This window comes from Desulfobotulus sapovorans DSM 2055 (genome assembly GCF_059569355.1).
Window position 1 is genome coordinate 18,224 of record NZ_JCANVJ010000021.1, and the last position, 23,905, is coordinate 42,128.

The 23,905-nt window shown below is 53.4% G+C and carries 21 protein-coding genes and 1 riboswitch; of the genes, 3 read left to right on the forward strand and 18 right to left on the reverse strand.

The window, feature by feature from the left end:
- Nucleotides 1-129 precede the first annotated feature (129 nt).
- Nucleotides 130-316, reverse strand: a riboswitch (cobalamin riboswitch).
- A gap of 292 nt (nucleotides 317-608) precedes the next feature.
- Both BR04_RS12885 and BR04_RS12890 read left to right on the forward strand, forming a co-directional pair.
- On the forward strand, nucleotides 609-1,076 hold the full coding sequence (locus BR04_RS12885; protein WP_496356426.1) for a cache domain-containing protein: 468 nt from the start codon (nucleotides 609-611) through the stop codon (nucleotides 1,074-1,076).
- Nucleotides 1,077-1,172: 96 nt separating this feature from the next.
- On the forward strand, nucleotides 1,173-3,182 hold the full coding sequence (locus BR04_RS12890; RefSeq protein WP_496356427.1) for a methyl-accepting chemotaxis protein: 2,010 nt from the start codon (nucleotides 1,173-1,175) through the stop codon (nucleotides 3,180-3,182).
- 123 nt (nucleotides 3,183-3,305) lie between these two features.
- On the opposite strand, the gene BR04_RS12895 is transcribed toward BR04_RS12890, so the two are convergent.
- From BR04_RS12895 to BR04_RS12905, 3 genes are all read right to left on the reverse strand, one after another.
- Complete coding sequence (locus BR04_RS12895; protein WP_496356428.1) at nucleotides 3,306-3,971, reverse strand: TetR/AcrR family transcriptional regulator; 666 nt, start codon at nucleotides 3,969-3,971, stop codon at nucleotides 3,306-3,308.
- Between the two features lie 169 nt (nucleotides 3,972-4,140).
- Entirely contained in the window at nucleotides 4,141-4,569 is a 429-nt protein-coding gene (locus BR04_RS12900; protein ID WP_496356429.1) for an iron-sulfur cluster assembly scaffold protein, read from the reverse strand.
- Nucleotides 4,570-4,744: 175 nt separating this feature from the next.
- Nucleotides 4,745-6,859, reverse strand: coding sequence for a response regulator (locus BR04_RS12905; RefSeq protein WP_496356430.1), 2,115 nt, complete (start codon nucleotides 6,857-6,859; stop codon nucleotides 4,745-4,747).
- Nucleotides 6,860-7,099: 240 nt separating this feature from the next.
- Between BR04_RS12905 and BR04_RS12910 the strand changes: the two genes are divergently transcribed.
- Nucleotides 7,100-7,699 carry an NUDIX hydrolase gene (locus tag BR04_RS12910; protein ID WP_496356431.1) on the forward strand — a complete coding sequence of 200 codons (600 nt, stop codon included), beginning with the start codon at nucleotides 7,100-7,102 and terminating at the stop codon, nucleotides 7,697-7,699.
- Here BR04_RS12910 and BR04_RS12915 read toward each other — a convergent pair.
- From BR04_RS12915 to lysS, 15 genes are all read right to left on the reverse strand, one after another.
- The gene (locus BR04_RS12915) at nucleotides 7,653-8,684 is read right to left on the reverse strand and encodes an ABC transporter permease (protein ID WP_496356432.1); all 1,032 of its coding nucleotides are present in this window, start codon (nucleotides 8,682-8,684) and stop codon (nucleotides 7,653-7,655) included. The genes BR04_RS12910 and BR04_RS12915 overlap by 47 nt on opposite strands.
- 42 nt (nucleotides 8,685-8,726) lie before the next feature.
- Nucleotides 8,727-9,617 (reverse strand): ABC transporter ATP-binding protein, encoded by an 891-nt coding sequence (locus BR04_RS12920; protein WP_496356433.1) that lies wholly within the window; start codon nucleotides 9,615-9,617, stop codon nucleotides 8,727-8,729.
- Nucleotides 9,614-10,120, reverse strand: coding sequence for a CinA family protein (locus tag BR04_RS12925; protein WP_496356434.1), 507 nt, complete (start codon nucleotides 10,118-10,120; stop codon nucleotides 9,614-9,616). Before BR04_RS12925 ends, BR04_RS12920 begins: the two co-directional genes overlap by 4 nt.
- Nucleotides 10,121-10,188: 68 nt before the next feature.
- Nucleotides 10,189-10,926 carry a phosphatase PAP2 family protein gene (locus tag BR04_RS12930; RefSeq protein ID WP_496356435.1) on the reverse strand — a complete coding sequence of 246 codons (738 nt, stop codon included), beginning with the start codon at nucleotides 10,924-10,926 and terminating at the stop codon, nucleotides 10,189-10,191.
- Between the two features lie 2 nt (nucleotides 10,927-10,928).
- A complete protein-coding gene (locus BR04_RS12935) occupies nucleotides 10,929-12,677 on the reverse strand; it encodes an ABC transporter ATP-binding protein (RefSeq protein ID WP_496356436.1) in 1,749 nt (582 codons plus the stop codon).
- Complete coding sequence (lpxB, locus tag BR04_RS12940) at nucleotides 12,678-13,811, reverse strand: lipid-A-disaccharide synthase (RefSeq protein ID WP_496356437.1); 1,134 nt, start codon at nucleotides 13,809-13,811, stop codon at nucleotides 12,678-12,680.
- Complete coding sequence (locus BR04_RS12945; protein ID WP_496356438.1) at nucleotides 13,808-14,692, reverse strand: LpxI family protein; 885 nt, start codon at nucleotides 14,690-14,692, stop codon at nucleotides 13,808-13,810. The genes lpxB and BR04_RS12945 overlap by 4 nt, the downstream gene beginning before the upstream one ends.
- Nucleotides 14,693-14,721: 29 nt before the next feature.
- Nucleotides 14,722-15,495 (reverse strand): acyl-ACP--UDP-N-acetylglucosamine O-acyltransferase, encoded by a 774-nt coding sequence (gene lpxA / locus BR04_RS12950; RefSeq protein WP_496356439.1) that lies wholly within the window; start codon nucleotides 15,493-15,495, stop codon nucleotides 14,722-14,724.
- A gap of 3 nt (nucleotides 15,496-15,498) precedes the next feature.
- On the reverse strand, nucleotides 15,499-15,963 hold the full coding sequence (fabZ, locus tag BR04_RS12955; protein ID WP_496356440.1) for a 3-hydroxyacyl-ACP dehydratase FabZ: 465 nt from the start codon (nucleotides 15,961-15,963) through the stop codon (nucleotides 15,499-15,501).
- Complete coding sequence (lpxD, locus tag BR04_RS12960) at nucleotides 15,960-17,000, reverse strand: UDP-3-O-(3-hydroxymyristoyl)glucosamine N-acyltransferase (RefSeq protein WP_496356441.1); 1,041 nt, start codon at nucleotides 16,998-17,000, stop codon at nucleotides 15,960-15,962. Before lpxD ends, fabZ begins: the two co-directional genes overlap by 4 nt.
- Nucleotides 16,997-17,527, reverse strand: coding sequence for an OmpH/Skp family outer membrane protein (locus tag BR04_RS12965; protein ID WP_496356442.1), 531 nt, complete (start codon nucleotides 17,525-17,527; stop codon nucleotides 16,997-16,999). Before BR04_RS12965 ends, lpxD begins: the two co-directional genes overlap by 4 nt.
- A gap of 52 nt (nucleotides 17,528-17,579) precedes the next feature.
- Nucleotides 17,580-20,276, reverse strand: a complete 2,697-nt coding sequence (gene bamA, locus BR04_RS12970) for an outer membrane protein assembly factor BamA (protein WP_496356443.1) — start codon at nucleotides 20,274-20,276, stop codon at nucleotides 17,580-17,582.
- A 125-nt stretch (nucleotides 20,277-20,401) separates the two neighbouring features.
- Complete coding sequence (locus tag BR04_RS12975) at nucleotides 20,402-21,097, reverse strand: ABC transporter ATP-binding protein (RefSeq protein ID WP_496356444.1); 696 nt, start codon at nucleotides 21,095-21,097, stop codon at nucleotides 20,402-20,404.
- Complete coding sequence (locus BR04_RS12980) at nucleotides 21,090-22,310, reverse strand: lipoprotein-releasing ABC transporter permease subunit (protein WP_496356445.1); 1,221 nt, start codon at nucleotides 22,308-22,310, stop codon at nucleotides 21,090-21,092. The genes BR04_RS12975 and BR04_RS12980 overlap by 8 nt, the downstream gene beginning before the upstream one ends.
- A gap of 54 nt (nucleotides 22,311-22,364) precedes the next feature.
- The gene (gene lysS / locus BR04_RS12985) at nucleotides 22,365-23,873 is read right to left on the reverse strand and encodes a lysine--tRNA ligase (RefSeq protein ID WP_496356446.1); all 1,509 of its coding nucleotides are present in this window, start codon (nucleotides 23,871-23,873) and stop codon (nucleotides 22,365-22,367) included.
- Between the last annotated feature and the right edge of the window lie 32 nt (nucleotides 23,874-23,905).

The window sequence follows — 23,905 nt, forward strand, 5'->3', positions numbered from 1 at the left end:
ACGACTCAGGGGAAAACTGAGGAGGGAAGGAAAGACGTGGCACGGGCAGAAAAATGCGCGCAAACGCCCCCTCCTGTACGGGACAGGGGGGATGAAACACTCCTTCCGCCCTCTGATCCGCAAGAGGTCGGGGGTACAGCATTCGGGGCAGGTCTTCTGACTTCCCGGATCATCTGTCCTTTCCGGCCTTCCCATCCTGACTGCGGACAGTGACCATCACAGGAAAAAACATCCCCGGTTACAGCGGTGGGCCCGTTTCCGATTTACACGGAATTCCCTATGAAGCGCGTGGCGCACCCCGAATGAAGGAGCTTCTTGCATGGTGGGAGAAAAAATACAAGCCTGAAAACGAACCCGCCCCCAAACATAAAACCCAAAAAAACGTTTCTCTAAAAAACAGCTCTTACCTGAAAATTTATCCACATATCCTTGATACCCCATGTGGAAAAAACGCCCTCTGCAACACAAAACCAGGAAACCTACAGTAAAACCCCCCCAAAGCTTTACAGATCATTCAAAAAATGCGATGAAAATCCATGCTTCACAATTTATTCTACCGGTATACGCCATACGGCCCTCTCTCCACATCCCTGAAAAAGGAGAAAAAAATGAGAAAAAGCTTCTTTTTTTTACTCTTAACCGGCCTTTTCTTCAGCAGCATGGTTCCCGCCTTTTCTCAGGAAAAAGCCACCCGTGAGGAATGCATCCAGAAAAACCGGGAAGCCGCCGCCCTCATTCAGAAAGTTGGCATGGAAAAAGCCTTTGACACCTTCATGGACACCAGCGGCCCCTTTGTCTGGAAAGATACCTATGTTTTTGTCATCTCCATGGAAGGCAAGGTCGTGGTACATCCCATCACTCCCCGGCTGAACGGCAGAGATTTTTCCGGACTCACGGACGTTACGGGCAAAATGTTTGTCAACGAATACATCACCGTAGCCAAGGATCCGGGAGAAGGCTGGGTGGATTATATGTGGCCCAAACCCGGTGAGAAAACACCTGTGGCCAAAACTTCCCATGTGCTGCGGGTTCCGGGAGAAGACCTGATTGTCATTGCCGGTATCTATATTGAATAAAACGAAAAAAGGGCCTTTCCCCCTACGCTGGGGAAGGCCCCTTCTTTCTCTCTTCAGATCCACCCTCTTACACTGTTTCCGATACAGGAAGGGATGATGCCCATGACCATCCTGCGTTTTTCCACCATCCGCAGCCGTATCCTGCTTCTGCTCCTGTCCGCCATTATCGGCATGTCCGTACTCATCCTCTTTCATGGGCAAAAAGAAAAAAGGACTGCGACCAGCATGACCCTGGACAGGGACTGCCGCCACATCCAGGCGGGCATGCTTCAGATCCTGCTGGATGAAGAACAGTTCATCAATACGGGCAATACCGGTTTTCTGGATCCCCTTTTTCTGCGCCAGAAAACCCTTGAAAGCCGGATCCAGGATCTGAGAAAAAAATCCCTTCCCCCGGAAGCAGAAGAACTTGTCACCCGAATGTCTGCCCTTTTCCAGAAACACAGCACGGTCTTCCGTGAGACGGCAGACAACCTTGCCGCCATCAACCGGGAAAAGGAAAGCCTGATCTCGGCCCTGGCCGGGATGAATGCCGGTATTCAGACAATCCTTCAAACCATACAGGCCGAAGAGGTGGAGCTTTTCATGGAAGGTGAGCACCTTCATGGCTCCAAACAGGGGATGAGGCGGGAACTCAACCAGCTTTCCGTCGCCCTCAGCCAGAATTTTCTGAACCTCCAGCAACTGTTCATGTCCGAAGATGTGGATGCCTATGAAACCCAACGGGACAGACTTTCAAAGGAAATCCGGCTTCGGAAAAAGAACATACAGGCGGTTCTGGGAAGTCTTCAGGAAAAAAGCTATGCCTCCCAATGGCAGAAGGTGACCCTCCTTTTTGACCCCCTGGAAACCCATGAGAAACAGGCCTTTGAACAATGGAAAACACTTCTTGCGCTTGTTCCTGAACTGCGGATCAGTGGTCTCGATATCAGTGAAGCCACAGACAGCATTGTCCTGCAAATCCAGAAAAACCATGAAAGCTGGAGCACAGGGGCGACCCGGCTCTCCTCTTTACTCAGCATGGCCATCATGGCCTTTCTCTGCATTTTTGGGATTTTCATCATCCGGGTCATTGTCCGTCCCCTGCGGGCCACCCTGACCATGCTCCGGGATATTGCCGAAGGGGAAGGCAATCTCACCAACCGGCTTCAGGTGGAGGGCAAAAACGAGATCAGTGAAATGGCCCACTGGTTCAATCTCTTCATGGAAAAACTCCAGGAACTCATCGGCAAGATTGCCGCCAATGCCCGACAGCTGGATCATTCCTCCGATGCCCTTTCCGGACTTTCATCCTCCATGTCCGGAGATGTCGGTGATCTTTCCGGAAGATCGGAAAATGTCACCGGAAAGGCCAGACAGATGCGTACCAACATGGGATCCGTGGCCTCTGCCATGGAAGAAGCCTCATCCGGTACCAACCTCATTGCTGCTGCTGCCGAAGAAATGACCGCCACCATTCAGGAGATCGCCTCCAGCGCCTCCATGGCCAAAAACGGTGCCACAGAAGCGGTTACCCAAACCCGGCAGGCTTCGGGTAAAATGGATACTCTGGGAGAAGGGGCCAGAGAAATCGGAAAAATTATTGAAATCATCACAGAGATATCGGAGCAGACCAATCTTCTTGCCCTGAACGCGACCATCGAAGCGGCACGGGCCGGAGAAGCGGGAAAAGGCTTTGCTGTGGTTGCCACGGAAATCAAGGAGCTTGCCCGACAGACAGCGGGAGCAACCCTCAAGATCAAAGAGCAGGTACATGCCATCCAGACTTCGGCCATGGAAAGTATTCGGGAAATTTCCTCCATCAGCCATCTGATAGGCAATGTGGACAGTATGGTTTCCAGCATTGCCGCAGCCGTAGAAGAGCAATCCGTCACCACACGGGAGATTGCCCATAATGTTACCCAGGTTTCCAGAGGGTTGGATGAAATCAGTGGTACAGCGGCAGAAAACGCCCGCTTTTCCGCAGAAATTCTGGATGAGATTCAGGAAGTGGATGGCAGTGCGGCACAGCTTGCCGCCAGCAGCCAGCAGGTACAGTCAGGCTCCCAGGAACTTGCCGCACTTGCGGCCGAACTGAAGGGACTTGTGGGCAGGTTCAGGATCTGAAAAACAGAGGCATCAGCAATTTTAAAAAATGCGCAGATTACGGAAACAGCTTTGATAAAAAAATATCCCCCTTTCCCGTCGTCATCCGGGAAAGGGGGGGATGCTTCAACGAGCCTTTATCCCTTATCCACTTACCTGATCTTCCTGTTTTTTCCGAAACTCAGAAAAATCCTTCTCAAACACATCTTCATCAAGACTGTTCCCCTCACGCATAATCAGCAGTGCCAGCTTGTGCATGTACCGCCTTCTTTCCTCGGGATTTCTTCCCGGATAATTGCGGAAAGTCATGACAACACCGGCCAGGGAAGCAAAAAAGGCATGGGAAAACAGCCGGATATTCTCCGCTCCTCCGGCACGCCGAACCATTTCATCAAACATTTTAAGGAAATAGCGCTGCACGGCATTGAACTTTTTCAAGGCACGCGTATTCACTTCCCCCCGGATCATGAAATGGCACATCATCTGAAAAGTGGCCTCATTGTCGATCAGATAATCCACAACGGCAACGGCAAGATCCTCTATGCTGCCGCCACCCGACAGGCGCTGTTCCAGAAGTCCTTCAATGGAATTGATATCCTGAATCAGGGCTTCCACAAAAAGGTCATCCCGGCTTGGAAAATAACGATATATGGATGCAGCCGATACCCCCGCCTCCGCAGCAATGTCCCGCATGCCGATATCATGGAAGGATTTTTCTTCAAAAAGCTTCATGGCCGCGTTGATGATCAGGCTTTTGCGCACTTCCCGCTCGTCTTCCCGCAACTTCATGAATGTGGATCGATCCGACATTCTCTGTAACCTCCTTATGCTACGCGCTCCGGTATCCCAACGGTAAAAGAACCGTTATGAAAACCGTATGTCTGCTGCATTTATAAAAACATTCCTACTTTTTTTAATAAAAAATCAGGCAAAACACCTTGAAACAGAATACTTCCCACAACGGCAGACGCATAAAACGTTATACGCTTCTTATACCCGGTACATCCGTATTCCGGAAACTGCCAGTCTTTCTTGCGGCATCCGCCAGGGCCATATAAAAAGCTCCCACCGCCAGCTCCGCACAATGGAGTTCATGTTCAGGAAGGGTCTCAAGGTAGTCAATCACCCGCTCAGGAGTCATTTTCCATGCCGTATCCAGATCTTGCCCCTCCGCCAGACGGGCTATGGTGGCGGCACAGGCATTGGTATTCAGACACCCATCGACCTGATAGGAGATAAAACGCAGGCGCTCCTCTGACAGGGTCAGGAAAAACTCTATGGTATCTCCGCAATCCCCCGTTCTGCTGCCATAACCGTCGGGCTGGGAGATTCTTTCCCGCCTTTCCGCATTGAAAGCCATTTCAAGGTAACGTTCCGAATGCAGCTGCCAGAAATCCTTTTCTTCCATCCTCAAAACCCCCAAACCCCGTCAACATACAGGATTGCCTATGCTCTTTCCAGTTTTTTCAAAAAACCCTGTTCATTTTTCCCCCATACAGATTTTTCATGGGCCAGAACACCTACCGGGCATGAAAAAAAAGAAGAGGCCACAAAAAATGCCATACACCAGGACTGCGCCAGGATCAAGAGAATCGTGTCCAACGCTGCAAAACAGCAATGAGCATATCGGGTTTCACTGGCTTGGCAAGATAATCATCCATCCCCGCATCCATACAGGCCTTTTTGTCTTCAACGGCAGCATTGGCCGTAAGAGCAATAACAGGCACCCTGCGGTTCTGGTCACCCGCCAGACCTGCCCGCAAGGCCCGGGTGGCCTCCAGGCCATCCATAACGGGCATACGCATGTCCATCAGTACCGCATCATAACGGCTCTCCTGAAGGCGCAGCAAACCTTTCTCTCCATCCTCGGCAAGATCCACAAGGAACCCCTTGCGTTCCAGTATCTTGGCCACGACGGTACGGTTCACGGGCTGATCCTCCACAACAAGCACCCGGCATTCCAGTACTTTTTTTTCAACATATCCGATAGGAGGCAAAGGCCCGAGAAAATCCTGAAGAAGACCAAAAAAACGGGATCGTATCAGAGGACGCCCCAGAACAGGTGGCTCACTTTCCGGGCCGTCCACACGCAGAACAAGGCCGCCCCCCGGAGCCTCCAGTCCGGCATCCACTACCCACAGCAGAGGCTCTGCATCTTCTGTCTCCGGAAAAAATACGGCAAGTCCTCCTGCGGCACTGACCCAGGTTCCGACAAGGGCCGCCTCCCGGGCATCCTCCATGTAGATGCCAACGGATTTGCCTCCCAGCATCCCCCGCCAGGCCTGGGGAAAGGGACTGGGAGGACCGGCTTTGGGAAGGGGAATCTGGAAATAAAAAAGACTGCCACCACCGGGGCGGGTCTGCATCCGGATAGTCCCCTTCATCTGCATCACCAGCCTGCGGCAGATGGCAAGGCCCAGACCCGTTCCCCCGTGCCGCCTTGTGCGCGTGGCATCGGCCTGGGTGAAGGGCGCAAAAATCATGGAGCGCTGCTCCTCGGGAATCCCCTGCCCCGTATCCGCCACCTCCACTTCCAGCATGAAGGTCTTCTCACCTGCGGACTGCCCCCCCACGGAAAGTACAATTTCCCCCGTTTCCGTAAACTTGATGGCATTTTCCAAAAGATTTTGAACGATCTGACAGATACGATCCCCATCTCCCAGAAGAAGGGAAGGCAGATGCTCGGCGGGGTAGTATTTCAGACGAAGCCCTTTTTCACGGGCTTTCTCCCCGGCAAGCTCCATCAGGGAAAGCATCCGTCTTTCCGGGTCAAAGGGACGCCGATCCAGACGCAGCCCACCGGATTCCAGGGTTGCGTAATCGAGCAGGGCGTCCAGGATTCCAAGAAGGTGCTCTCCACTGCTGTGGATCACATCCAGCATTTCACGGTGCTCACGGCCCAGTCCGCTGTCCCGGAGCAGATCCGCCATTCCCAGAATACCATTCATGGGAGTACGGATTTCATGGCTCATATTGGCAAGAAAGGTAGTCTTTGCACGGCTGGCCGCTTCAGCCCGACAGGCCAGTTCCTGACTGGCCTCCATGGCATCCCGGAGATCCACATTCATTCTTTCAAGCTCCGCCGTCCGCTGGGCAACCCGCTTTTCCAACTCTTCATTGGTCACTTCCAGAGCTTTCCGGATGTCCATATTTTCCTTAAGGAGAATGGCAAGCTTTCCATTCAGTTCTTTGAGAGCATTGCAATCCCTGTACGTCCGAAGTGCCATGACCATGGAACTGACAAAACGCTGGGAAGTCAGATCCGCCTTGGACTGATAGGCATTGATGCCATAATCCGATACCACCACAGACTCCGGAGCCACACCCGGTTGCCCCGTACGCAGAAGAATCTGAAGGCAGGCATGAGCCTTCTCTTTACGGATATTCGCCACAAGATCCAGACCCGCGGTGTCATTTTCCATCACCACATCAAGGAGAAGGACGGCCACATCTCTGTGGGTATCGAGAAGCACACGGGCTTCAGCAGCCGAACGGGCCTCCAGAAGACTCAGGGGGCGTCCATCAAAGACGAGATCGTTCAGTACAAGCCGGGTAAGACGATGCACTTCCGCATCATCATCCGCCACCAGCACCTTCCATGGCAGCTGGGTGGACGTTTTGGCTGAACGCGGCTCTTCGGGAAAATCAAGATCCGGAGCAAAAAGATAGGGATCGCCACAGGACGGGGATTCCTGCATAGGGATCCTCCTTTAGGAGACAGAGTTGTGTCATTCGGAAACAAAAATAAAAAAACGGATACAGTGTCTCTTTATAGCAGAGACGGCGGGACTGAATCCACTAAAGACCAGCGGTCATTTTTTATTTTTTGACAACTGCCCTGAAAAAGCTTTTCCACCCTGTCCTGCTCTGTCAGATATCGTATGGAGGCATAAGGGCTGAAAGCGGGAACCCCATGAAAAATGTACAGGGAGACAGGTATGGATATGGCAGAGCAGGAAAAAATTGACGTTCTTGATGAAAAGGGCCTGGGCACGGGAATTGTAAAGACCCGAAGCGATATCCACAGGGATGGAGATTTCCACGCCACAATCCACATCTGGATCCTGAACACAAACGGAGAAATTCTATTACAGAAAAGGGCACTGCACAAGAAGGTTCATCCTGGAAAATGGGATATTTCGGTGGCAGGCCACATCCCGGCGGGCCTTTCGCCGAAAGAGGGGGCTGTGAAAGAAGCGGCTGAAGAGCTGGGCCTTGCCATCCGGACAGAAGATCTTGTTTTCATGGGCAAGGTACTTTCCTGTCAGTATCAGCAGGAGGGAGAATCTCCCTTTCAGGACAGGGAATTTCACCATCTCTATCTTGTCATTCTACCGCCAAGACCCATAGAAAGTTTTTCCTTTCCCGATGGGGAGGTCACAGCCCTCTGCTGGCTTCCCCTTCCCGAATTTTTTGACCGTATCCGCAGCAAGGATCCGGATATCGCTCCCCACCCCGAGGCCTTTGCCATGGTACAAAGATGGCTGCATCTCAACCTTCCCTGTGCCAGCGGAACAGAAAAGCCCCAAAGGTCATGAACACAAGGGACATCAGCATCAGGGCTGCCAGATGAGGAAACACATCGGACAGTCCAGCCCCTTCATTCATAACTTTACGGGCAGCGGCAATCATATGGGTCAGGGGCAGAAAATCCGCCATCTGTCTTACCCAGGCCTTGGCACCTTCCATGGAAAACCAGACTTCGGAAAGAAACATCATGGGCCAGGCCATGAGATTGAGCACCCCTTCAGCAAACTCCTCACTTTCCGTTCTGGACGCTACAATGACGGCCAGAGAAACCAGGGCAAATCCTCCCAGAAGAAAAATCAGGGCCAGAAGCCAGAAGGCCCCCCGGATCTGAAAATCATAAAGGAGATGACAGGCTCCCAAAACAATGGAAGCATTGACAAGAATGAGAAAGAGCCGGGAAAGCACCTGGGCCGTAAGAAACTCCCAGGGTCTCAGGGGGGTGACGCTCATGCGCTTGAGCACCCCGTTTTTACGGTAACGAACAATCACGTAACCCACACCAAAAAGGGAGCTGAACATGATATTCAGTCCCAGAATACCGGGAAACAGCCATTCCACATAGCGCAGCCCTTCCCCGGAGACGGTGCGCCTTGAAAATCTTTCAGGATCCGGGTTATCCGCAGCCGCAAGAAAACGCTCCGCCACATAACCGCCCGGAGACCCTTCGGCGACCCAGTAGCGACCATCCGAAGGATCCAGAAGAAAATCAACGCGCTGTTTTTCAAGGGCAGAAAGTCCTTCCGGCACGCTGTCAAAAAATACAATATCGATGTGACGGCTGCCTGCAAAACGTTCAACGCTTTCCCGTTGTTCCGCAGCCACAGGACTCCTGACCATGCCCGCTTTTGCAAAAATCTTCCCATCCCCAGAAAAAAGAAAACTGAACCCCAGAATAATCAGCAGAGGAAAAAGAAAGTTCCAGCCAAGACCCGTTTTATCCCGATAGAATTCCCGGATACGGGCACGGACAATAATTAAAATGCGTCGGATCATGGCAGGTTCCCGTGGATGGAAGCGGTTAATGTGAAAATGCCTTTAAGGTCGCAGTTCACGCCCTGTCAGCTCAATGAAAAGATCCTCAAGGTTAAAGGCCCGCACGGAAAGCCCCCCGAGATCCGCACCCATGGCCACAAGCTCCTTCAGGGTGGCACCGGGATCCGAGGTATGGAGGGCAAGACCGGCCTCACTTTTTCTCACGACCCAGGAAGAATGCTGAGAGGGAAGATCGTCCAGTGCTCCTGCTCCGAGGGTAATCACCGCTCCATTTCCATGCCGTGCCAGAAGCTCTCTCGGTTTTCCCATGGTAATGATCCGCCCCGCATCCACAATAGCGATTTCATCACAGAGAATCTCCGCTTCCTCCATATAATGGGTGGTCAGAATCAGGGTCTTTCCGGAACGCTTGATCCCTCCCACAATGTCCCAGAGATGACGCCTTGCCTGGGGATCCAGCCCTGTGGTCGGTTCATCCAGAAAAATCAGTTCCGGATCATTGGCAAGGGCCATGGCCAGAAGCAATCGCTGCTTCTGACCACCGGAAATCCGGGAATTGTCCTTGTGGAGAATATCCTGAAGCTGGCAGGTCTGGATCAGCGCCTCCAGAGGTGCTCTCCGACGGTAAAGACTCCGGAAAACCTCCAGGGTCTCCTTTACCGTCTGTAGCAAAAGCAGTTCCGTACTCTGAAGCTGAATCCCCACTTCCTCCCGGAAGGTTCGTCCCCTCGGTCTGCCTTTATACAGAATTTCCCCTGAAGTTGGGGACAGAATCCCTTCGATCATTTCAATGGTGGTGGTTTTTCCTGCTCCGTTGGGCCCCAGAAGACCAAAACAGGTGCCCGGATGTATGGTAAAACTCACCCCGCGCACAGCCTCTACCCCACCAAAATGCTTCACCAGATTCTGTACTTCAAGCACGGGTATGCTCATGCATCCAACTTTCCCATGTGGTAATGAAGTCTGTCCAGGGCAAGGGCTGCAAAAAGACGCTGGTTGGCCCTTCTTTCGCCAAGATCCCGGACAAACATCCAGGACAAAACTCCCTCCTTGCATGCAAGGGCAATGCAGACCGTACCTACAGGCTTGCTCTCTGTCCCGCCGGAAGGGCCGGCAATGCCCGTTGTGGCAAGCCCGTAATCCGCCATCCCACCAGCCCTTGCTCCCACAGCCATTTCCCTGGCCACCGCCTCGCTTACGGCGCCATGGGTTTCCAGGGTTTCAGCGCTTACCCCCAGCACCCTTTTTTTGGCCTCATTGGCATAGGTAACCGCGGAAAGCATGAAGTAACGGGAACTTCCCGGAAGGGATGTCAACAGGTGGGCCATCAGTCCTCCCGTGCAACTTTCTGCCAGGGCCAGGGTTTCTCCCCTTTCCGTGAGCATGCGGGAGACTCTTTCGGCCAGAAGATCCGCATCCTGGGGGTCAATGCGCATAGGATTCCCCGATCATACCGATAAAAATCGCATAGTAGAAAGGCAGTTATTTCAGAAAATTCAAATTTTTACAGAACAATCCTTTTCTCTGTCTCTCTTTCTGCCACACTTTTTCCAAGAATCTCTGAAGCAAGGAGGGACGCCACTCCGTAGACCATCAGAAAGGCAAAGACCACATCGCTTAAGAAATGCCCACCCTGCACAATACGCCCCAGGCCCGCCAGAGAAAAATAGATCCCGACCACTCCGATGAGGAGTCCTTTCCGGCTTCTGGCAAACAGGGTCAGACAGAAAAGCCAGGCCGCTGCCGAAGCATGACCGGAGGCGAAACTGCAATTGCGTTCACAGGCCTTGCTGATGACAAAGGCAGGGGTGAACACCTCCTTGCCGCCAAAGGCTTCCACCTGGGCAGGACGGGCCCTGCCCCAGTGATCCTTGAACACAAAATTCACCACAAGCCCCGGCCCCAGAGCCAGCAGCAGGAGGGAAAAAACCATAAACCGTCCCCCCCCCAGCCTGCGGACAAAGGGAAAAAAACAAAAGCCCAGAAACCAGCATACAAAAAAGCCCCCCACCCCATAGGAAAACCACTCCACGGAATCATAAACCAGAACCACCAGGGGATGGTAACGCCAGAAAAAATCCTGTTCGGCATTCCAGAACAGACCGGAAAACCAGATATCCGTTTCTGGCCAGAGGAAGAAAAAAAAAGCTGTCAGCAGAAAAAAAAACATAAAAAAAGGAGAAAGCCCCAGGACTTTGGGCCTGAAAAAAGCTTTTCCCAGAACAAGAGCCGCCTTTTCCATCCCTATCCTTCTTCCCCGGTAAACTGCATATGGTAAAGTCTCGCATAGGCATCGTTTTTCGCCAGCAGCACATCATGCCGTCCCTTTTCAACAACCCGACCATCGACGAGAACGGCAATGGCATCGGCCCGGGTAATGGTGGAGAGACGATGGGCAATGACAAAGGTGGTACGGCCTGTCATGAGATTTTCCAGGGCTTTCTGCACCACCTGTTCGGCTTCCGTATCCAAAGCGGAGGTGGCCTCATCCAGAATCAGGATGGGGGCATCCTTGATCAGTGCCCTCGCAATGCAGATACGCTGCCGTTCTCCCCCGGAAAGCCGACTGCCCAGCTCACCGATGTGTGTATCATAACCAGAAGGCATTCTTGAAATAAAATCATGGGCATAGGCGGCCCTGGCTGCGGCAAGAATTTCCTCCTCCGTGGCCAGAGGTCTGCCATAGGCAATATTGGCCCGGACAGTATCATTAAAAAGAATAGGTTCCTGGGTGACCACAGCAATCTGCGCGCGCAGGGAATTCAGGGAAAGATCCCGGATATCCATCCCTCCGATGCGAATACAGCCTGAATGCACCTCATAAAAACGGGGAATGAGATTGACAAGGCTGGTTTTGCCACCACCGCTCATCCCAACAAGGGCCAGCACCTCTCCGGAACGCACTTCCAGATCAATGTGCCGGAGCACTTCCTTCCCCCCTTCGGTATAGGCAAACCCCACGTCTTCAAAACGGACATCCATAGGCCCTTTTCTCAGGGTCAGGGGATTTTCCCTTTCCACAATCTCAGATTTCTCAAGCAGAATTTCAAAAATTCTGTCCACCGCAGCCAAGCCTTCCTGCAGGGCGTTGTTCAGCTTGCTCATTTTTTTCACAGGATCGTACAGCATGAGAACCGCAGCCAGAAAGGAAACAAAGGTACCGGGTGTATACACCCCCTGAATGACACGGGATCCCCCGTACCAGATAATAAAGGCAATCCCCACACCAGCCAGCACTTCCATGACAGGAGAAGACATGGATTTGGCAATGGCCTGACGGACTTCCAGGCGAAAAAGGGCCTGGGTTTTTTCATGAAAACGCTTTTTTTCGTACTCTTCCATGCCAAAAGCTTTGACGATCTTGTTACCGGCAAAGGTCTCATGCAGAAAGGCATTCAGCTCAGCCATGGATTCCTGACAGCCCGTACTGGTTTTCCGAACCTTTCTGCCAAAATACACAATGGGATAAAAGGCCAGGGGCAGCACCAGAAAAGCAATGAGGGCAAGGTTCCATATCTGGTAAAAGATATAGGCAACAAGCAGAATGATGGTAAAAAAATCTCTCAGGGAGCTGGTCACCACAACGGAAACCATGTTGCGAACAAGATTCACGTCATTGGTGATACGGCTCATCAGCACACCGGTGCGCTCACTCTGAAAAAACCGCAGGGGAAGATCCACAATGCGATCATAAAGGCTGTCCCGGAAATGGCGGATAATGATCTGCCCGACATAATTCAGAAAAAACTCCTGCCCATACATTCCCAGTCCCCGAAGGGCAAAAACGAAAACAACGGCACCGGGAATAAGATAGAGCTTGGCCATGTCCCGGTTCACAAAAATATCGTCCAGAACAGGCTTGATCAGCCAGGCGGAGGCCGCCGTGGAAAGGGATACAAGCAGCATGGAAACCATGGCCAGCACCAGACGCCACTTGCTGGCCAGTACAAGATCCAGCACCTTGCGATGCCGGTCATCAAGTTTCAGGAACATTTAACGATCTCCCAACATGGAAAGGGCCAGACTGGCCGTGCGCTGGGCTACACCGGGTTCTCCCAGCGCAGCACGCACTTCTCCCAGGGCATGATGGTGGCGGGCCCTGCGCTCATGATCCTGCAAAAGGGTACAGACTGTCTCTGAAACCTGCTCCGGCGTGGCCCTGTCCTGCAAAAGCTCCGGCATGATCTCCGTCCCTGCAATCAGGTTGGCCAGCCCCGCATGGGGCACGGTCACCACCCTGCGGGCAATGGCAAAGGTAAGGGCCGACATGCGATAAACCAGCACTGTGGGTACACCGGCCAGAGCCGCCTCCAGGGTCACCGTACCGGACACAGCGGCCACCACATCCGCAACCTCCAGAACGGGATGGGCACCACTGACCACATCCATACGGCTGGGAGCTCCTGAAGCTGCGGCAAAGGCACGGATATCCGAAAGAGGGGTTCCCGGGGCAGCGGACAAAACAAAACGGGCTCCCGGTATTTTCCGGGAAATAAGCTCCGCCGCCTCACAGAGAACGGGAAGCATTCTGTGAATTTCACCCGGTCTGGAACCTGGCAGCAAACCGATGACCGGCTGGGTCTCCACCAGGGTATCCGGCCGCAAGGCCCGGAATTCCGGCGCCTGATCCATGAGGGGATTGCCTACATACACAGCCTGATCCACCCCCCGCTCCTGAAACCAGGCCACTTCAAAGGGAAAAATCAGGGCAAGCCTGTCCACAGAATCCGCAAGCTGCTTCACTCTGGAGGATCGCCAGGCCCAGACTTTGGGACTGATATAGTAGAGAACGGGGATACCCAGTTTTTTTGCTTCTTTGGCAAGGCGCAGGTTAAACCCCGGATAATCAATGAGGATGAGCAGATCGGGCCGCAGGGAAGAAAGAATGGTTGCTGCGATCCTGTAGGCCTTGCGGATACGGGGCAGACTGGCCAGCACGTCGGTGATCCCCATAACCGCCAGTCCCGTACTGTCCACCACAGGACGCATACCCGCCCTCCGCATCTGGTCACCGCCGATGCCACAGAAAAAAAGGGAGGGATCCCTTTCCGACATCGCCCGTACCAGACCCGCACCATGCAGATCGCCCGAAGCCTCCCCTGCCACCAGCATCACGGTTCGCTTCATGCCCTGTTCCTTTCCGACAGCAAAGCCGCCATGTCCGCAGGCCTTTCCATGGCCATCACGCAGATATCCAGGCGATCTGCCTCACGCACAAGGGTCTCGCGATCCAGGGCCAGGGTTTTTCCCGCCTCCAGTACCAGCACCCGGATTCCGGATTCCGCCATCACCCGGATGGTATCCGGCCCCACTGCGGGAACATCAAAACGCATGTCCTGTCCGGGTTTGGCAAGCTTCACCAGTACCGCATCCCCACGCCCCAGCGCACCACCGCGCCGGATGGTGGCATCGGTACCGTCAATGGCCTCTACAGCCAGTACGGAACCACCTCCCACCACCACACACTGTCCCACATCCAGCTCGCCAATGCGGCGGGCTACCTCCCAGCCGACTTCAATGTCCGCCAGTACGCCCCTGGGAGGTTCTTTCCGTGTCCAGAGACCCGGGGGAGACAGAAGTTCCGGCAGCATGGACGTGGAAGCCACGATGCGGATTCCGTTTTCCTGAAGAATATCGGCAAAAAGACGCAGCACACCATCATCATGACTGTGCCGCATGCGGGCCATGGCCTTGATGGCCAGAATATCGGGCCTCACATCCACAAACATGCGGGTTTTGCGGACACCACCCATCATGACGGCAGTCTCCACCCCCGCATCCTTGAAAAAACGGATGAGTTTTCTCACCTGACCGAGATAGACCCAGCGGAAGGCTTGGGAAAGGGAAACAAGATTTTCGTCCCCCTCTCCATGGAAGGCTGCGGTGGCAACGAAAAATCCCTGTTCCGCCGCTTTTTTTGCAAAGATGACAGGAAACATACCATTTCCTGCAATGATACCGATTTTTTTCTGACGATGGCTGCAACTGCCAGGGTCGCTACTGTCCAAGGGACGTCAACGCTCCTTCCCTTTATGGATTACCGGGTAATGCCCCGATCCGATTTCTGGATAAATTCAATGAAAGCCTGTACCTCAGGGATGGGCTCCACACTGGCGCGTACCCGTTCAATGGCTTCCTTCAGGGTTAAACCATAACGAAAAATCACTCTGTAAGCCTGTTTGAGATGCTTCAGGGTTTCTTCCGGAAATTCCCGCCGTCTCAGTCCCACCTTGTTGAGACCATGGAGGGTGGCCCTGTCCCCGGAAGCGATGACAAAGGGCGGAATATCCTTCACCACAGCGGACTTTCCACCAATATAGGCATAATCCCCCACGGTGACAAACTGATGCACAGCCGCAAGCCCTCCCACAATAACATAATCCCCCAGAGTGACATGCCCAGCCAGGGTGGCATTGTTGGAAAGAATCACGCCCTTTCCCGTACGGCAGTCATGGGCCACATGGCAATAGGCCATCAGCAGGTTTTCCTCGCCGACCAGCGTCAGCCCCCCCCCAAGCCCCGTTCCCCTGTGCAGGGTGGCAAATTCACGGATCACGGTCTTGCGGCCCACTTTCAGCCAGGTTTTTTCTCCCTGAAACTTCAGATCCTGGGGATCTCCCCCCACAGCCGCATAAGGATAAATCCTGCAGTCCGGCCCGATTTCCGTATAATGATCCACCATGGCATAGGCACCAATGCGGGTTCTTGCACCAATGCATACCTGATCCCTGACAATGGCAAAGGGGCCGATTTCCACATCTTCGCCAATTTCCGCACCCGAATCCACAATGGCTGTGGGATGAATGGCCATAAACTATCCTTGATCTCCCAGAACTGCCATGAATTCGGCTTCCACAGCCCGCGCACCCTCTACTGTGGCCATCCCGTACATTTTCACCGTTCTGGATTTCAGTTTTAAAATGTTGACTTCCATCCGGAGCTGATCCCCCGGAATCACCTTACGCCGAAAACGGGCCTTATCCGCTCCTGTAAGCAGCAGCGGATGGGCCTGATGCTCCCTGGGCCAGGAGGCATAGGCCAGAATCCCCCCCGCCTGTCCCAAAGCCTCCAGAATCAGCACCCCCGGCATGATGGGAAAGGCTGGAAAATGCCCCTGAAAAAAAGGCTCATTCACCGTAACATTTTTGATGGCGCAGATGGATTTTCCCGGTTCAAGGGAAAGCACCCGATCCACAAGAAGAAAGGGATAGCGGTGGGGAAGATACTTCAGAATATCGAGTACCTCCATCCTCCCCATACTCTCGTCTCCCCCGCTCATGACAAAACATCCTTTTCCGTTTCCAGGCCCAGCCTGCGTTCAAGAGCAGCAATTCTGCGACGCATTTCCGGAAGACGGGGAAGAATACGCTGCACCCGCAGCCAGGTTTTGTGGGGCATCTCCGGACTGCCGCTGACCACCTGACCGTCCGCCACATCCTGGGCCACACCGCTCATGGGCCCTACCTGCACATAATCCCCAATGCGGATATGCCCTGAAACACCTACCTTACCTGCAAGGATGGTGTTCCGGCCAATACGGCTGCTTCCCGCAATCCCCACCTGGGCCACAAGAAGGGTATGCTCTCCAACACTCACATTGTGGCCCACATGTACCTGATCATCGAGTTTCACCCCTAGACCGATACGGGTCAGCCCAAAGGTACCCCGATCAATGGTGCACCCCGCACCGATCTCCACATCATCTCCAATCTCAACAGCACCCAGATGGGGAATCTTCTCCCATGTTCCGTCTTTGGGCGCAAAGCCGAAACCATCACATCCGATGACAGAGGCACTGTGGATACGCACCCGGTTACCAATCACCGTCCCTGGATAAAGGGTCACATTGGGGTAAATATGGCAGAAATCCCCCAGCACACACCCCTCTCCGATAACACTTCCCGCACCGATACGGCAGCCCTCCCCTATCCGTACCCCGTCACCGATCACCACGGAAGCTTCGGTGAACAGATTGCCCTTGCAAACAAAGGCGTCTCCCACCACGGTGCTGGGATGGATGCGATGACAGGGAGCAGGGTCGGGATAAAAGAAATTCAGAAGCCGGGCAAAGGCCCAGTAGGGTGCATCCGAAACCAGAAGGTTACGACCGGGAAGTTTTGCCCCCTCTCCCACAATAATCCCGCCAGCCATGGAAGAAGCTGCCTGATGCAGATATTTGGCATTCATGGCCAGGGAAAGATCACAGGATCCGGCACTCTCCAGAGGCGCGACACCCGATATTCGGGTATCCCCATCCCCCACAACCCTGCCGCCGCAGACCTGCGCAAGTTCCGCCAAAGAGTAGCTCACATTCATGATCCGCTTTTTCCATATTTCTTATCATGGTCACGAATCAGCCGATCCGTGATATCCACACGCTCCGGAGCATAAACCACACCCACATTTTCAAGGATCAGGAGATAATTTTCCTTTTTACCGATCTCCTGGATCAGCTCCCGAACCTCTCCCTGAATCCTGGCCATGATCTCGCCCTGCTGCTGATTAAAGCTGCGGGTGAACCGCTGCTCCATGTTGCGCAGATCCAGAGCCTTGATCTGAAGATCCCGTTCCCGCTGACTTCTGGCTTCTTCGGAAAGCACCATGGCTTCCCGCATCAGACCTTCCCGGAGTTTTTCAATTTCCTGCTTTTTGGCCTCCAGCTGGGCTTCCAGCTTACGGGCTTCTTCGGCCACCTGACTTTTGGCAAGCTGTCCGGCCTTTGAGTTTTTCAAAAAAGTTTCAAAATCAAAAACACCGACTTTGGCAACATCTGCGGCAAAGGCTGCTCCGGACAGAATCAGACAGACACACACACACTGCGCTAAAAGCGTTCTCCATCCCATCTTGCTCTCCTTTCATCCGGAAAAGGCCGGATACTCACCTGTGCTCGGGCCGCTAAAAAGCACCGCCCATGGTAAACTCCCAACGACCGCCCTTTTTTTCTCCATCCACACGATCCAGCGGAATCCCGTATTCCAGCCGGATGGGACCAATGGGTGAAAACCAGCGGATACCATAGCCGGCACTGCGCTTGACCCCTTCCAGTTCAATCCCCTGATCCGTATCAAAAACATTGCCCATATCATAAAAAAGAAGCCCCATCAGTCCGGCTTCCTTCACCATGGGAAATAAAAACTCGAAATTGGCCTGGACAAATTTATCCCCACCCTTGTTTTTTCGATAGACAACGGTCTTCTGCTCCACACCGGTGACATTGCCTGCTGCATCAGTGGTGTATTCATCATAGGTGTAATCCCCGTCATAATAAACCGCCACATCCCGCCAGCGATAGCCTCTGAGGGAATTCATGCCGCCAAGGTAAAATTTTTCATAGTCCGGCAGATGCCCGCTGCTGTTCTTATGTACATACCCCGTTTCCCCATGGAGAAAAAAGACCGCATCCCAGACAAGGGGGACATACCAGCCCGCATCCGCCGTATATTTGGTAAAGGCGATATCTCCTCCCAGAAGACCACCCGCATGTTTCACCGTCAGGTTATGATTGCCCCCTTCCGAAGCATTGAACATGCGGTTTGTGGAATCATAGTTGAGCCTCAGGGTGAGGGTGCTTGCAAGATCCAGGGGCACCATGGCAAGAATATCCTCGTTGACCAGCTGCTCCTTGCCCTCATCCACCGTCACATCAAACATCTCAATGCCATAGGAAAGATAGGCCCGTGTATAATCCCAGACCGGGTAACCGAAACGGACAGAACCGCCCGTACTTTTCTTTGTATAGTCGTCATACTCCCGATCCCAGTCATAAATATCAAAACCTGCGGAAAGGGGACGGTCAAAAAGGTAGGGTTCCGTAAAGCTTAAGGTATATTTCGTGGAAGTACTGCTGACATCGGCCCTGAGATTCAGAGTCTGTCCCTTGCCCCGGAAATTGCGCTGGGTAACGGAAATCTGACCAAAAAGATTGTCCTGGGAACTGTAACCCGCACCAAAGGTGAACATCCCCGTAGGTTTTTCCTCCACCCGTACCTTGAGATCCACTTTCTCCGGATCCGCCGTTTTTTCGATGTCCAGACGGACATCCTCAAAATAATCAAGCCGGTTCAGGTTGCGGATCCCCCGCTTGACCTTGCTGCCGCTGTACAGATCCTGTTCCAGCAGGGGAATCTGGCGGCGGATGACCTTGTCCCGGGTTTTGACGTTGCCCTCAATCTCAATGCGGTCAATATAGACCTGTTTTCCCTGACGTATGGTGTAGAGAATCTCCACCGCACCCGCCTCAGGATCCTTCCGCAACTGGGGATAGACGTCGGAATTCGCATACCCCGCATCGCCATAAAGATCCGTCAAAGCCATGATGTCCTGGTGCACCACATCCCGCTTGTACCAGGTTTCCTTGCCAATGCTGCAAAGCCCCAGAAGCACCGTTTCATCAAAAAGCAGATCCCCCTGCACGGAAACCTTGCCCACCTTAAACCGCTGCCCCTCGTCAATCTTAAAACGGATTCTCGCTTCAGAACCCTCAAAAACGATTTCCGGATCCGACACCCGGGCATCCACATAGCCTTCATTGTGGTAAAAGGCCGTAAGTCGGGCGGCATCCTGCTGCACCGCTTCCCGCTTCAGTTCCCCGGAACCCGTAAGCCAGGAAAAAAAGCCCTTTTCTGACGCCTCAATCTGCTTTAAAAGCTGCTTTTTCGTATAACTTTCACGCCCCTCAAAAACAATCTCCGTGACCTTGACCTTTTCCCCTTCGGAAAGAATAAAAATCAGATCCGCCTGATTGTTTTCAAGTTCCTTGATCTCATAATTCACTTCGGTATGGTGGTAGTTCTTTGCCCGGTAAAGATCCCGGATCCGTTCCATATCCCGCCGTACCTGAAACACATTCAGAATCGCCCCGGTCTTGGTGGTAACGGATTCCAGCACCTTGGCCTGTTCGTAAACCCGGTTCCCCCGAACAAAAATCTGGCGTACACTGGGTTTTTCCCGAACCGTAAAGATAACGACCTTGCCCTCGGGCTTTTCCTCCACAGCCACACGGATATCATCAAAATATCCCATGTCATAAATGGCCTTCAGGTCATCGGAAAGTGCTTTTTGCAGATAGACATCACCCGGCCCGCTCTGGATCACCCGAAGAATGGCATCGTCCTCAATGCGCTGATTCCCTCGGATTTCCACCAGACTGACGGTCTCCCGGCCCACCAGAAGATCGGCCATTTTACGGGCAAGACTGCGGGTCGCCAGAAAAAGACCGTCCACGGACTCCCCTTCTTCCACAAGACGCCGCTCCCTCCCTTCCAAAAAAAGCCGGGCGGAAAGACGGAAACCGCCATTTTCCAGCAGGAGCCATCCCCAGATGGCGGCATCCGCTCCAGCCGCTTCCATGGAAAGGGAAACCGCCTCCGCATCCAGAGGGGCCTGTTCAGCCATCCGGGAAGACAAGCCTGCGCTGGTCATTTCCCTTGCAATACGCTCCGCCACCTGCTTTCCAAGATCTGCGGAACGCAGATCCCCTTCCACGGAAAAGGGCGCAATCCACACCATCCGGGAAGCGGCCATACCTGCGGAAGCCCCTCCCAGAATCACCAGCAAAAAAAACAGTACGCCACAGAAAAAACTCCGATTCATGCAACCATCCTCTGCTGTGAACGCCATAAAACCCGAAAATCCGGCAGCGTCATGCTATACGTCAAATATCCGGGCCTGAAAAGAAAAGAGAGACAAAAAAGCCCTGAAGTCCCACAACCGTTTTTTCAGGAATGCCATTCCACATCCTCGATTCCGCCGTGCATCAGGGTCACCTGTTTTTGCATCATCCGGGCCAGATCCATGTTATGGGTCACCACAACCAGGGCACAGGCCCTTTCCCCATGAATTTCCAGAAGAAGCTCATGAACATTCCGGCTGTTTTCTATATCGAGATTACCCGTGGGCTCATCGGCAAAAAGAAAGGGAGGTTCCATGATCAGGGCCCTGGCCAGGGCGGCACGCTGCTGTTCACCGCCGGAAAGCTGGGGAATTCTGTGCTCCAGGCGATGGGACAGGCCCACACGGGCCAGAAGACTTTCCGCCCGCTCCCGTACCTCTCCCATCCGCATCCCGGCAATACGACCGGGCATCATGACATTTTCAAGGGTGGTAAATTCCGGCAGAAGATGGTGAAACTGAAAAACAAAACCCATTTCCCTGTTCCGCACACCGGCCAGCCCCGCATCGTCCAGAGCCAGAATGTTCCGGCCATGGAGAAGCAGTTCTCCCGTATCCGGACGATCAAGCGCCCCCAGAATATGCAGCAGGGTGGATTTCCCGATACCCGAAGGCCCCACAATGGCAATGGTATCTCCCCGCCGTACTGTCCAGTCGAGATCCTTCAGCACGGGAACAGCGGCAGCACCATCCAGGAATGTTTTCGATACACCGCAGAGCTGAAGTTCTTCTGCCCTATCCATAGCGGATACCCTCCACAGGATCAAGACGGGAAGCCTGCATGGCAGGATACAGGGTGGAAAAAAAACAGATCAGCAGGGAGGCAAGACCAATCACCAGCACATCGCCCCATTCCAGCAGAACGGGAAGGTTGGTAAAGGGATAGGCTTCGGGCAGACGGATAATGGGATAGCGTTCCAGAAAAAGACAAAGGGCCACACCGGATGCCACTCCAAAGAGCGTTCCCAGAAAACCGATGATCATCCCCTGGATCACAAAAATTCTCCGGATCAGGCCACGGGTGGCTCCCATGGCCATGAGAATGGCAATGTCCCTGGTTTTTTCCATCACCATCATAATCAGAGAACTGGCAATGTTGAAGGCTGCCACCAGAATAATCAGGGTCAGGATAATGAACATGGCCGCCTTTTCCAGCTTCAGGGCGGAAAAAAGATTCTTGTTCATTTCCATCCAGTTGCGTGTCCAGTATCCCCAGCCGAAATCTTTCCGAATGCTCTCCCCAAGACTGTCTGCGGTATACACATCTTCAATCCAGATACCGATTCCGGTGACCTTGTCCCCCATCCCCATGAGACGGGAGGCTTCTTCGATGCGGACATAGCAGAGAGCACCATCGTATTCATAAAGACCGGATGAAAAAAGGCCCGTCACCTGAAAACGGCGCACCTTGGGTAACATACCCACAGGCGACAGCATGAACTCAGGCGACATGACCTGTACCGTATCTCCCAGAAGCACACCCAATTCCGCAGCAAGCGTTTTTCCCAGAATGATCCCAGGAAGTTCACCGGAATCGGGGATTTTCAGCTGCACGGCAAGGCTCTCCCGATCCGTCCCCTCAATGGAGACCCGCTGTCCTTCAGGATCAATGCCCCGCAGAAACGCCCCCCCCATGCCATTGCTGGCACGGAGCACCACTTTGCCGTAGACAAAGGGAGCCGTTGCCACAATACCGGGAATCTGCTCCAGCCGTTCCTGCGCAGCGCCGGAATCCTGCACGCCTCCCCCCTGCCCCATGAGCAGAATATGGGGTTCCAGTCCCAGAATGCGCTTTCTGAAATCCGTCTCCGCACCGCTCATCACGGCAATGACCACCACAAGGGCCATGACCCCAAGGGCCACTCCGAAAACGGAAAGGATACCGATAAGGGAAATAAACCCCTGTTTCCGCCGGGCACGGAGATACCTGCCTGCAATGAAAAATTCAAGGGACATGACCAGGGAAAACCGCCTTGTTGAAGAGGAATCGGAAGTATCCGTCAGAAGCCATCATCTGGAAGCGGGTTTCATGTGGGGAAAGAGAATCACTTCCCGTATGGAGGCGGCATCCGTAAGCAGCATGGCAAGGCGATCCATCCCTATTCCCTGCCCGGCCGTCGGTGGCATACCGTATTCGAGGGCTTCGATATAATCTTCATCCATCATATGCGCCTCGGCGTCCCCGGCTTCCCGTTCGGCCACCTGCATGAGAAAACGATCCTTCTGATCTTCAGGATCATTCAGCTCGGAAAAACCGTTGGCAATCTCGCGGCCTGCCACAAAAAGCTCAAACCGTTCCGTCAGGGAAGGATTTTTATCCGATCTGCGGGAAAGGGGAGAGACCTCCACAGGATAGCCCGTAATAAAGGTGGGCTGAATCAGCTTCGGTTCCACAAGGGCGTCAAAAAGTTTGGTCAGTACCTTGCCCAGTTTTTCCGTCTTGGTGACGGTAATTCCTTTTTCCCGGGCAAAGGCAAGCAGACCTTCCCGGTCTTCGAGAAGGGTACGATCCACACCGCCAATATCCACCAGGGCATCCAGCAGGGGAATCTTGGGCCATTCACCATCAAAACGCAGGGTGTGTCCCTGATAGGGAACCTCCACACTGCCCGTCACTTCCTTTGCCACATGGGCAAACAGGGCTTCGGTGAGGGCCATAAGATCTTCATAGGTGGCATAAGCCCAGTAATATTCCATCATGGTGAACTCCGGATTATGGCGGGTGGAAACCCCCTCATTCCGGAAATTACGATTGATTTCAAACACCTTGTCAAAACCGCCCACCACAAGTCTTTTGAGATACAGCTCAGGGGCGATACGCAGGTAAAGATCCATCCCCAGAGCGTTGTGATGGGTCACAAAGGGTGTGGCCTCGGCACCACCGGCAACGGGCTGCATCATGGGGGTTTCCACTTCAAGAAAACTCCGGGCGATGAAAAACTCCCGTACGGCCTGTATCATGCGGCTTCTGCGCAGAAAAATCTCCCGGACTTCGGGATTCATGATCAGATCCACATAGCGCTTTCTGTAGCGTTTTTCCGGATCCTTCAAGCCATGATATTTCTCGGGCAGAGGACGCATGGCCTTGGACAGCAGACGAAACTCCCCGGCGTCCAGGGTCCATTCTCCGGTGCGGGTGGCAAAGAGCGTTCCTCTTATCCCCACGAAATCGCCCACATCCATCTGCCGGAAAAGGGTATAGGCTTCTCCCAGGGTTTTCTCCTGGAGATAGGCCTGCAGCATCTGACCACTGCCGTCCTTGATGCGGATAAAGGCCGATTTCCCAAAACGGTTGATGGCCATCATCCGGCCTGCCACGGCAAACTCCGGGGATTCCGAAGCCAGGGTTTCAGCCTGTTTTTCGATATAGTCCCGAACCCTGTCGATACCATGGGAAATACGGAAATCATTGGGGTAAAGATTGATGCCCTTTTCCTTCAGTTCCTGATGTTTGCGCCGTCTCTGACCCAAAACATCCCCGGCATTTTCCGGGCTGCTCTCGCTTTGATGTGCATCCATAGTGTTTTATCTGTCTCCAAAAAATACCGGGA